The 10,445-nt window shown below is 75.5% G+C and carries 11 protein-coding genes and 1 riboswitch; of the genes, 4 read left to right on the top strand and 7 right to left on the bottom strand.

What is annotated here, in order from left to right; all coding sequences use genetic code 11:
- The 5 genes from ACFOYX_RS03205 to ACFOYX_RS03185 all read right to left on the bottom strand — a co-directional run bounded on the left by ACFOYX_RS03205 (position 1) and on the right by ACFOYX_RS03185 (position 3,847).
- Positions 1–1,251, bottom strand: coding sequence for a phage tail sheath subtilisin-like domain-containing protein (locus ACFOYX_RS03205; protein ID WP_322441944.1), 1,251 nt, complete (start codon positions 1,249–1,251; stop codon positions 1–3).
- Positions 1,252–1,286: 35 nt separating this feature from the next.
- Complete coding sequence (locus tag ACFOYX_RS03200) at positions 1,287–1,970, bottom strand: carboxypeptidase-like regulatory domain-containing protein (protein WP_322441943.1); 684 nt, start codon at positions 1,968–1,970, stop codon at positions 1,287–1,289.
- On the bottom strand, positions 1,967–2,575 hold the full coding sequence (locus tag ACFOYX_RS03195) for a glycine zipper family protein (RefSeq protein ID WP_322441942.1): 609 nt from the start codon (positions 2,573–2,575) through the stop codon (positions 1,967–1,969). The genes ACFOYX_RS03200 and ACFOYX_RS03195 overlap by 4 nt, the downstream gene beginning before the upstream one ends.
- Before the next feature lie 14 nt (positions 2,576–2,589).
- Positions 2,590–2,934, bottom strand: a complete 345-nt coding sequence (locus ACFOYX_RS03190; RefSeq protein WP_322441941.1) for a hypothetical protein — start codon at positions 2,932–2,934, stop codon at positions 2,590–2,592.
- 100 nt (positions 2,935–3,034) lie between these two features.
- Entirely contained in the window at positions 3,035–3,847 is an 813-nt protein-coding gene (locus ACFOYX_RS03185) for an LppM family (lipo)protein (protein ID WP_322441940.1), read from the bottom strand.
- Positions 3,848–4,096: 249 nt separating this feature from the next.
- Here ACFOYX_RS03185 and ACFOYX_RS03180 point away from each other — a divergent pair, with 249 nt between their 5' ends.
- The gene (locus ACFOYX_RS03180) at positions 4,097–4,516 is read left to right on the top strand and encodes an NUDIX hydrolase (RefSeq protein ID WP_322441939.1); all 420 of its coding nucleotides are present in this window, start codon (positions 4,097–4,099) and stop codon (positions 4,514–4,516) included.
- A 307-nt stretch (positions 4,517–4,823) separates the two neighbouring features.
- Positions 4,824–5,945 (top strand): FUSC family protein, encoded by a 1,122-nt coding sequence (locus tag ACFOYX_RS03175; RefSeq protein ID WP_322441938.1) that lies wholly within the window; start codon positions 4,824–4,826, stop codon positions 5,943–5,945.
- A gap of 6 nt (positions 5,946–5,951) precedes the next feature.
- Here ACFOYX_RS03175 and ACFOYX_RS03170 read toward each other — a convergent pair whose 3' ends face one another.
- Both ACFOYX_RS03170 and ACFOYX_RS03165 read right to left on the bottom strand, forming a co-directional pair.
- Complete coding sequence (locus tag ACFOYX_RS03170) at positions 5,952–6,647, bottom strand: phospholipase (RefSeq protein ID WP_322441937.1); 696 nt, start codon at positions 6,645–6,647, stop codon at positions 5,952–5,954.
- 134 nt (positions 6,648–6,781) lie between these two features.
- Positions 6,782–7,771, bottom strand: a complete 990-nt coding sequence (locus tag ACFOYX_RS03165) for a LacI family DNA-binding transcriptional regulator (protein ID WP_322441936.1) — start codon at positions 7,769–7,771, stop codon at positions 6,782–6,784.
- Between the two features lie 166 nt (positions 7,772–7,937).
- On the opposite strand from ACFOYX_RS03165, the gene ACFOYX_RS03160 reads away from it, so the two are divergent.
- Positions 7,938–9,155 (top strand): MFS transporter, encoded by a 1,218-nt coding sequence (locus ACFOYX_RS03160; protein ID WP_322441935.1) that lies wholly within the window; start codon positions 7,938–7,940, stop codon positions 9,153–9,155.
- Between the two features lie 203 nt (positions 9,156–9,358).
- Positions 9,359–9,697: a hypothetical protein gene (locus tag ACFOYX_RS03155; RefSeq protein WP_322441934.1), complete on the top strand. Its 339-nt coding sequence runs from the start codon at positions 9,359–9,361 to the stop codon at positions 9,695–9,697.
- Positions 9,698–10,283: 586 nt separating this feature from the next.
- A riboswitch (cobalamin riboswitch) is annotated at positions 10,284–10,413 on the top strand.
- Positions 10,414–10,445: the final 32 nt, after the last annotated feature.

Below are 10,445 nucleotides of genomic sequence, written 5' to 3'. Positions count from 1 at the left end.
TCAGCCTCCGATCGTCTCGGTCTCGGTGCCGCCGGCCCACTGGCTCAGCTTGAACACCACGAACTCCGCGGGCTTGACCACCGCGATGCCGATGTGCGCGACCACCATGCCGGCGTCGCGGACGTCGGCCGGGTTGGTCTCCTCGTCGCACTTGACGAAGAACGCCTCCTCCGGCGTGCGGCCGAGCAGCGCGCCGTCGCGCCAGACCCGGGTGAGGAACGCCCCGATGTCCCGCCGGATGGACCGCCAGAGCGAGTAGTCGTTGGGCTCGAAGACCATCCACCGGGTGCCGTTGGCGATGGCCTGCTCGATGGCGATGGAGAGCCGGCGTACGTTCAGGTAGCGCCACTCGCTGGCCTCGGCGGCGAGCGTACGGGCGCCCCAGAGGCGGATGCCCTCGCCGGCGAAGTAGCGGATCACGTTGACGCCCTTGGGGTTGAGCACGTCGTGCTCGGGGCGGGTGACCAGGTGCCCGAGGTCGACGGCGCCGCGGACCGGCTCGTTGGCGGGCGCCTTGTGCACGCCGCGCAGGGCGTCGGTGCGGGCCCAGATGCCGGCGACGTGCCCGCTCGGCGGGGTGAGCACCAGGTCGCCGCTGAGCGGGTCGCGGACCCGGATCCACGGGAAGTAGCAGGTGCCGAAGTCCGACTGCCGGGGCCGGTACGCGGCCGCCGGCCCGTCCGGCTCGGCGTCGTCGTCGGCCGGCTTCGGCGTACCGTCGGCGGGTTTGCCGTCGGGTTTGCTGGCGGGCTTCGCCGGGCCGGGGGTGGCGACGCGGGTCAGCGCGGAGATGTCGTCGATGTCCGGGGCCGGGTCGCAGATGGCCACCATGGTGCGCAGCCGCTCGGCCATGCTGAGCAGCGCCTCGTGCGACACCGGGTCGTGGAAGCCGGGTGCGGCGAGGATGGAGATCTCGTCGACCGCCTCGAGCAGTTGCAGCCCGCCGCGGCGGCCGCCGGTGCCGGTGAGCTGGCCGCCCTCGCCGACGTTGACCACCCAGCAGCGGGTGCCGCCGTTGTCGAGGAAGCCGAAGACCGCCCGGGCCAGCGGGGTGCTCTCCAGGTGCTCGCCGTCGGCGTAGAGCCGCAGGAACTCCGACCAGGAGTTGACGGCCACCGCGCGGTCGACGTGCGCGGTGCGGTCCGGGGCGACGCCGACGAAGGCGGCGGTGCTGGTGCCGACCGGTCCGATCGGGCGGGCGCCGCTGGGGACCTCCTCGACGTAGATGCCGGGGGAGAAGTAGGTGGGCATCGGTCCTCCTGTGCGGGTGCGGTCGGCGGGCCGGCTCAGTCGGCCGGCGGCGCGCAGACGATGACGAGGTCGGGGTCGGCCGGGTCGAGTTCGGCGGTGTGGGTGCGGCCCCGGCCGACCAGGCGGACCCGGACCGGCCGGTCCGGCTCGTCGGGGTCGTGCGGGAGGCCGGCCAGCCGGAACCGGCCGGCGGTGTCGGTGTGCGTGGTGTACGGGGTGCCGACGACCTCGACCCGCATCGCGGCGAGGGGCTGCTGCTCGGGCCCGACCACCCGACCGTCGAGGGTGCGCATCTCCAGTTGCCGCAGCCGCAGCGGCCGCAGCACGGGCGGCGCGGGCGGCACCGGGCGGGCGATCTGCGCGGGCACGTCGACCAGCAGGGCCGGTCGCGGCGCGACGCCGAAGGCCCGCCACAACGCCGGGTCGCCGGCGGTCAGCGTCACCTCCGGCTCGCCGGCCGCGGCCGCGGCGGCCAGCACCCGGTCCAGCCGGGGCAGCGCGGCCGGTCCGGTGGCGCAGACCAGCAGCCGGACCACGAACCGGTACGGTTCGCGGGCCCCGCTGCCCCGGGTCTGCCGGGCCGGCCGCAGCTCCAGCGGCCAGACGGTGAGCCCGCCGTCCGCGTCGTCACGGGGCGGGCCGACCGGGACGGCGTCGCCCGCCGCCCCGGTCAGCCAGGCCGCGAGGTCCGCGACGGCCGTCTCGATCGGTCCGGTCATCGCGGCGGGGTCCCTTGGATCCGGTACGCGATGGCCTCGTTCCAGACGTGCGGGTAGACGCCGATCTCGAAGTAGCGGGTGAAGCGGTTGATCGGCGCGTTGGTGTGGTCGTGCCAGAGCAGCCAGACCGGGGCGACGGTGAACAGCACGTAGTTCAGCACCACCAGCGGCAGGTAGAGCGGGCCGAGCAGCCGGGCCTGGAGGATGTGCACGTCCTCGTGCCGCTGGATGCCGCTGCTGGACCCGGCGCAGACGGTGCCGATGGTGGTGGCGTACCGGGGCGAGACCCCTTCGACCACGTTGACCCGGCCGCTGGCCGGCGAGATCACCCGGTCGAGCTGGTGCCCGAAGACCAGGTGCCCGGCGAGGTAGATCGCCCCGACGGCGGTGTTGAGCAGGCTCCAGGTGTGGTCGACGACGAAGAGGAAGATGCCCTTCGCGTCCGGAGCGTACGTGCCGGCGGAGCTGATCGCCCAGCCGAAGGGCGCGCCGACGAGCAGTCCGACGACGGCGCCGATCACCAGGCCGAGGGTGCCGCCGACCCACTGGCCGAACAGGGCGCCGAGGACGATGTGGACGACGGCGCTGACGATGCCGAAGACCATGGGGTTACCTTCTTTCAGACCCACGAGCGGATGTAGCGGGGCTCGCGTCCCTGCGCGAGCTGGGTCGGCGACGCGTTCGTCGCCTGCCGGTTGCCGGGGGGCAGCTGGTTGATGCCGAGGGCGGCGGAGAAGATGACCAACCCGTTGAAGAACGCGATGATCCACTTCTCGGTGCCCGCGTCGGTGGCGAAGGCCGCGGTGAGGTAGGACAGCGCGAGGGCGGTGCCCAGCGCGATCCACTTGCGGGCCTTGTCGCCGCTCGGGCCGATCAGCCCGCCGATGACGTTGGCGGTCAGCAGGGTGGCGGCGCTGGCGCCGGTGAGGCTGCCCAGGGCGGCAAAGGTGAAGAGACCGTCCACGGCGATCTCCCTTCGGCTGGTGCGGTGGTGCGGGCGGGGTGGTGGGTGAGGTGCGGCGGCCGGCCGCTGCGGGCGCCGGCCGCCCGGGTGACGCGGTGGGTCAGACCGGCCCCGGCTGGTCGGCCGGGGGCGCGGTGGTCGGGCTGGCGGCCGGGGGTGCAGTCGCGGGGGTGGCGGCCGGGGGCGCGGTGGCCGGGCCGCGCCGGCGGAGCAGGAGTACGACGACCACGGCGACCAGCAGCAGGAGGAGCACCCCGCCGGCCACCGGCAGCCAGGGGAACGACGAGTCCTCCCCGGCGGGGGCGGCGGCGCCCGCGCCGGAGGCGGACGGCTTCGGGGGCGCCTCGGCGATCGCGCGCAGCTCCGGCGGCTTGGGCTGGTTGGCGATCACCTTCCAGCTCACCGACCGGCCGTTGACGGTGCCGTTGCTGTCGATCACCCGGCCCGGGAAGGTCACCGATATCTCGAACGACATCAACTGCATGAACGCCTGCTGGTTCCGCGGATCCTGCTCGGCCACCTTTCCGCCGTATTTCTTCGGGTCCAGCGGAAGGGTGAAGCGATAGAGATCGCCGTCCCGGACAAGATTCACGCTCTCGCTGGTGAATTCCGCCAGCGGCTTTTCCCGGTACGCGATCTGAATGCCGTAGAAGCGGGAGTCCTCGTACCGGCTCTCGGTGCCGGCGGGGAGCGTGGGGATGTTCTGCCGCAGCTCGGCGAAGGCCGTCGGTATGCCGCCCTTGCGCTGGCTGAGCAGGGACTTCTCGGCGGTCAGCAGGAGTTGGCCGTCGACCGTGTCGTCGGCGTTCACGGTCAGCCCGAGGTTGAGCTGCATGCACCCGCTCAGCGCCGCCACGAGCGCGAGACACACCGCGAGGCGGAATGCCCGACCACGGCCGAGTCTCGTATTCATGGGCACAGTGTGTGTGATCGCCATCACGTCCAGCAGTCAGCGATCAGTCACAAGGCTGTCGCCGATCTTACCGGCCCACCGTCCCTTTCGGCCGAGCCCGGAAAACGCGGGTGATCGATATTCTGAAGGGTTGCCCCCTTTCGGAATTCGAGACGGAGATCATTGCTCGTCCGAGGGTCAGCGGCCGCGCGGCAGGGCCGACCGGGCCGGGGGACCGCGGCGGCGGACGTCGGGCAGTAGGTTGGCCGGATGCACCCGATCGCCTGTGTCCTGCTGGTCGACCGCGCCGGGCGGCTGCTGCTCCAGCTCCGCGACGCGCACGCCCCGCACCACCCGAACGTCTGGGGCCTGCCGGGCGGGCACTGGGAGCCGGGGGAGACCATCGACGAGACCGCGCTGCGGGAGCTGTGGGAGGAGACCGGGCTGCGCCCCGACGGGGGGCTGCGGCTCTTCGCCACCCAGGAGCTGCCCGAGATCGACCGGGTCAAGCACTACTTCTGCGGCGCGACGGGGGCCGGGCAGCGGGACGTGGTGCTCGGCGAGGGCGCCGCGATCGTCTTCACCGACCCGGCCGAGCTCTTCGACGGCCGGCCGTACACCCCGGGCACGGCGGAGCTGCTCACCCGGTTCCTGGCCTCCCCGGAGTACGCCCGCCTCGCCGCCGACTGACAGATCGTAGCCGTGCGCGCGGCTATCGGGGCGCCTCGACCTTTCGGGGTCTCCACTGTGGCCGCTCGACCGGTCGGCGCGACCGCTCGTGCCCGCAGGCCGGCTCGCGGCGCGCAGGCCGGCTCGCGGCGCGCAGGCCGGCTCGCGGCGCGCGGGCCGGCTCGCGGCGGGCGGGCCGGCCGGCCGCGACGTCGCCGGTACGCGGAAAGGTGATCACCTTCACCGGCGCGAGACGGTTCCGAGCGCTGCCGCTCGGGCCGCCCCGGAGCACCATGGGTGGATCGGTCCGGCGGATGAGGAGGCGACGATGGCACGGAAGGGCTGGTTCCCCGAGGCCGCGGGGCGGCTGCGGCGGGGCTGGCTGCCGGTGGTCGAGGCGACCCTCGCGGCGACCGTCGCCTGGGTCCTGGCCACCCGGCTGGTCGGCCATCCGCAGCCGTTCTTCGCCCCGGCCGCCGCGCTGATCGTGCTCGGCCAGGCCCGGGGCCAGCGGATGCGCCGGGCCGTGGAGGTGCTGCTCGGGGTGGCCGCCGGGGTGCTCGTCGCCGATTTGGTCGTCCAGGCGCTCGGTCCGCGCACCACCTGGACGGTCTTCACCGTCATCCTGCTGACCGTCGCCCTGGCGGTGGCGCTCGGCGCCAGCTCGGTCTCCGTGGTGCAGGCCGCCGTCTCGGCGCTCTACCTGGTGGTGGTGGCGCCGCCGACCGAGTCGCTGATCCCGTTCCGGTTCGTCGACGCGCTGATCGGCGGCGCGGTGGCCGTCGCGGCGAGCCAGCTCGTCGACGCCCGGCGGCCGCTGGCGCCGCTGGTCGCCGAGTTCCGGCAGACCTTCCAGGAACTGGCCGGGCTCCTCGACGAGATCGCGGCGGCCCTCGACCGGGGCGACGAGGCGGCCGCGCTGGCCGCGCTGGACCGGGCCCGGCACGCGGACGCCGGGGTGGAGCGGCTGCGCGGCGCGGTGCTCGCCGCGGGTGAGGCGCTCCGGCTCAACCTGCGGCGACGCCGCCACATCGGGCGGCTCCGCTCGGTGGAGGGCTCGATCCGGCAGATCGACTATGCGGTCCGCAACGTGCGGGTGCTCGCCCGGGCCGCGGTCACCCTGGTCCGCGGACCGGCGCCCGCGCCGGCCGACCTGGGCGCCGCGGTCCGCACCCTGGCGGAGGCGTTCCGCGCGGCGGGCGACGCGCTCGCCGCCGACCTGGGCGGGCAGGACGGCGCCGCCGACCGGCACGCCGAGCGGGCCGACGCGGCGGCGCTGGCGGCGGTCCGGGTCGCCGGGCGACTCTTCACCCCCGGCCAGACCCTCCCGCTCGCCATGATCATCGGGCAGCTCCGGGCCACCGCGATCGACCTGCTTCGCGGGGTGGGCGGGGACGACGACGCCACCGTGCTGGGCCGGGTGGACGCCGCGGTCACCGGACCCGCCTGACCGGCGTCAGCCGGCGAGCCAGGCCACCGCCCGCTGCCGGATCTCCGCCGGCACCTCGTGACCGCCGGCGAACTCGGCGTACTCCACCGGGTAGCCCAGGGTGTGCAGGCGGGGGACCAGCCGCCGGCTGCACACGTCCACCGGCAGCACCCGGTCGTCGGTGCCGTGCGAGACGAAGGCGCGCGGCCGGCCGTGGGTCACCAGCGGCGCGGCGAAGCCCGGGGAGAAGGCCAGCACCGCGTCGACCAGGTCGCCGTTGGTCAGGCCCAGGGACAGGGCGTACGACGCGCCGTCGGAGAAGCCGGCGACCGCCACCTCGGTCACCGGGTACGCCCCGAACACCGTGCGGAGCAGCTCGTCGATCCGGGCCACGTCGGGGCCGAACCCCTCGACGATCAGGTCCCAGCTGCTCGCCGTGGCCTGCGGGGCGAGCAGCAGCAGCCGGTGGGTGTCCGCCAGCGGGAGCAGCAGGTCGAGCCCCTGCTGGGCCGTCCCGCCGGCCCCGTGCAGCAGCACCACCACCCGGTACGGCCCGTCGCCGGCCGGGGCGTACAGCAGCGCCGGCGGGCCACCGCCCGGCGCGGCCAGCGTGGTCTGGCCGGTGGCGCCCCGGGTCACCGGCGGGGCCGGCCGGGCGTGGAGCCGGCCGTGCCGCGGGTTCTCCTCCTCCGGTCGCCGGTGCGGCGGCGCGGGCTCCGTCACCTCGTCTCGCCCCCTCCCGTCGGCCGATCCCCGCGCGGTTACCCCGCTTCCCGCCGGTCAACCGCCCAGTTGGGCGCTCTCCGGGCCGGGCTTCCGGCCGGTCCGGGCTCCGGCCGCGCTGGCCGCGCCGCCGGTCAGGCGCTCTCGCGGGCCACCAGCGTCGACGGGAACGCGGTGACCGGCGGCACCCGACGGCCGTCCAGCACCGCGGTGGCCGCCGCCGTGGCGATCCGCCGGACCGGGTGGGTGGCGGTGGTGAGGGCGGGCGTGCTGACCGCCGCGTACGGGATGTCGTCGAACCCGGCCACCGCCACGTCGCCGGGCACCCCGATCCCGCGCCCCCGCAGCGCGGAGATCACCCCGAGCGCGGTGGCGTCGCTGGCCGCGAAGATCGCGTCGGTGTCCGGCCACCGGGTGACGGCCTCCAGCGCCGCCCGGCCGCCCCGGGCGGCGCTGAAGTCGCCGGCCACCAGCCGCACCGGGAGGTCGGCCGCGCGCATCAGCGCCCGGTACGCGGTCACCGACCGCCCCGCGCAGGACAGCCAGCGGGGTCCGGTGACCATGGCGATCCGGCGACGGCCCGAGTCGTACAGGTGGCGGAGCACCGCTCCGGCGCCCGCGGCGTTGTCCACGTCGAAGGAGGGCACGGCCGCCGAGCCGATGCCGATCGAGGCGACCCGGCCGCGCAGGCCGGTCGGCACGGCGGCCAGCACCGGTTCCGTGGTGTTGACCAGCACCACCCCGCAGACGCTCCGGTCCTCGCCGAGCCGGCGCAGGCCGGCGGGCGCGCGCAGGGACAGCCACTCCAGGGCGACCCCGACCCCGTGCGGCGCGCAGACCTGCGCGGCGGCGCCCACCACCCGGTCCACGTACGGGTCGTCGAGGACCGTGGCGTCGGTGCCGGACACGGCGACCACCAGCCGGACCCCGGCCCCGCGCACCAGGGCGCGGGCCGCCTGGTTCGGCACGTAGCCGAGCCGGTCGGCGGCGGCGGCGACCCGGTCCCGGGCGGCGGGCGAGGCGAACCCGGTGCCGGCGATCACCCGGGAGGCGGTCGACCGGGACACCCCGGCGGCCCGGGCGACGTCGTCGAGGGTGGCCGGGCGTGTCGTCGGCGTGCTCATGTCGTCCCTCCACCCGTCCGGGCCGTGCCCCCGCGCCCGGCCCACACCGGCATCATGCCGGTTCCGGGCGGTCGCCGGTAAGGGGTGGATCCGGCTTGTGGTGGTAGCGCTCTCAGGTGTGCGATCGTCGGCGGGGCAGTCCGTCAGGGGAGAGGAAGACAGCGCTGTGAGCAGCACCACCGACACACCGACCGCCGACCGGCAGGCGGTACCGCGGCCGGTCCTGGCCGCCCGTACCGGGGTGGCGGTCGTGTTCGCCCTCAACGGGCTGGCGGTGGCCACCTGGTTCTCCCGCGTCCCCGCGGCGAAGGAGTCCCTCGAACTGAGCGCCGGCCGGCTGGGCCTGCTGCTGCTCGCGATGTCGATCGGCGCGCTGCTGGCGATGCCGACCGCCGGCCTGCTCACCCAGCGTCTCGGGCCGGCCCGGACGGTCGTCACGTCGACCCTGCTGGTCGCCGTCGGCATGACGGTGGTCGGGCTCTCCGCCGGGCTCGCCGGCTCGCTGCCCGGCGTCGCCGTCGGGCTGTTCGCCTTCGGCTACGGCTCCGGCGCCTGCGACGTGGCGATGAACATCGAGGGCGCGGCCGTGGAGAAGCGGCTGGGCCGGACCATCCTGCCCCGGTTCCACGCCGCGTGGAGCCTCGGCTCGGTGGCCGGCGCGGGCATCGGCGCCGGGGCGGCCCGGGTGGGCGTACCGGTGGGGGTGCACCTGACCGTGCTGGCGACGGTGGTGCTGGTCGGCACGCTGCTCGGCGCCCGGTCCTTCCTGCCGGCCGCCGCGGAGGCCGACGGCCCGGCGCAGCCGGCGGCCCGGCGGCGGGCGCTGCTGGCCGCCTGGCGGGAGCCGCGGACCCTGCTCGTCGGCCTGCTGGTGCTGGTGATGGCGTTCACCGAGGGCAGCGCGAACGACTGGCTGGCGGTCGCCTTCGTCGACGGGTACGGGGTCAGCGAGGCGGTCGGCGCCGCCGTCTTCGGCGTCTTCGTGGTCGGCATGACGCTCGGCCGGACCGCCGGCACCGTGGCCATCGACCGCTGGGGACGGGTGCCGGTGCTGCTCGGCACCATCGGCCTCGCCACCGCCGGGGCCACCCTGGCGGTGCTGGCCGGCTCCGGCCCGCTGGCGGTCGCCGGCGTCGCCCTCTGGGGGCTCGGCGCCTCGCTCGGCTTCCCGGTCGGGATGAGCGCCGCCGCCGACGACGAGGACCGGGCGCCCGCCCGGGTCAGCGTGGTCGCGGTGATCGGCTACACCGCGTTCCTGGGCGGGCCGCCGCTGCTCGGCCTGCTCGGCGACCACGTCGGCACGCTGCGGGCCCTGCTCGTCGTGCCGATCCTGCTGCTGCCCACCCTCGCCCTCGTCCCGGTGCTGCGCCCACCGGCCCGCTGACCCCGCCGGGCCGGGCGCCCCCCGCCGGCCGGCCCGTCGGCGTGATCGACTCCACCTGTCGGACATCGGTGGGACAAGACCGCGATGTCCGGTATCCGGGGTGGATCAAGGTCGGCGGCGGTTCAGCCCACGCACACCCGGCTCGCAGCCGATTTCCAGGCAGGCGTGCTGCACTGGGAGTCACGCCGAGGAGAGGAGCCGGCATGGGCTGGTTCAGCCGGCGGCCCCGGGCCGCCGATTCGACGACCCCGACGAAGCTCGACCGCGAGGCGACCGGGGAGGACCTGGCCGCGCTGGAGGCGTTCGTGACCAGCCGGCAGGGCGTGGAGTTCTACCTGGAGCCGGAGACCACGGCGACCGACACCACGGTGGTCGCGATCGCCCACGACGGCGAGTGGATCCGCCGCCGGACCGGCTCGCCGCGCGCCGCCGGGAAGATCGCCCAGAAGCACGCCATCCCGCTGTACGAGGCGGCCCGCACCGGGTACCCGGAGCGGATGCGGGCCTGGAACCGGGCCCACCCGGAGCGCCGCACCCGCTGACCGGCCGCCACCTGGGCGGATCAGCCGGCCAGCACGGCCTGCGCCCCGGCTCGGGTCACCCGCTCTGGCCGGAGAGGCGGCGGGGAGGTCGGCCGCGCGCGACAGGCCCTGGATCTCCCGGGCGGGCGCCGGGCTCCCCCCGCGTCGACGATCACACCTCCGCCGTCGTCGGCGATGACCGCCGCGCCGGGCCGCACGTTGCCCGGTCGGGATCGCCCGGGGAAGCAGGCACGGCCGGCGACATGGCGGAGCGTGACGGCGTCGATGGTGGCAATTCCGCACTGGGCGCTGGACGGCGGTCGAATGCCGACCGGGACGCCGGCCCGTCCGCGCGGCCGCAGCCGTCCCGTCAGGGCGGACGGGCCGCCGACGGACCGGACGGCTGTGGTGCGGAAATGGCGCGGCCCAGGGATGCGGCGGGACAGGAATCCCACGTCACACATGGACCGTGGTCATTGCGAATGCCGGCGTCCGGTCGGCGGTGCAATTGACGTCCGTGTACGCCGGTGGCCGGTGCGGGCAGCGAGGTGCCCGCCGTTGACCCGCGGCGGGCCGGTGTGGCAGCATTCGCGGCCTGACGGCAGTGAAGGAAGCCGGTGCGATTCCGGCGCGGTCCCGCCACTGTCACCGGGGAGCGATCCCCCCTCGTGAGTCACGGCCGTGTGTCTGCGGTTGGAAGGCCGGGGGTGAGCGTCGATCCGGAAGCCAGGATACTTCGGCCGTCGGGAGTTGACCCCAGGGCGTGGAC

The organism is Micromonospora sp. GCM10011541 (genome assembly GCF_042650725.1).
Classification (GTDB): domain Bacteria; phylum Actinomycetota; class Actinomycetes; order Mycobacteriales; family Micromonosporaceae; genus Micromonospora; species Micromonospora sicca.
Note: the sequence above shows the minus strand (reverse complement) of the source record. Positions and strands in the feature narration are given on the sequence as shown.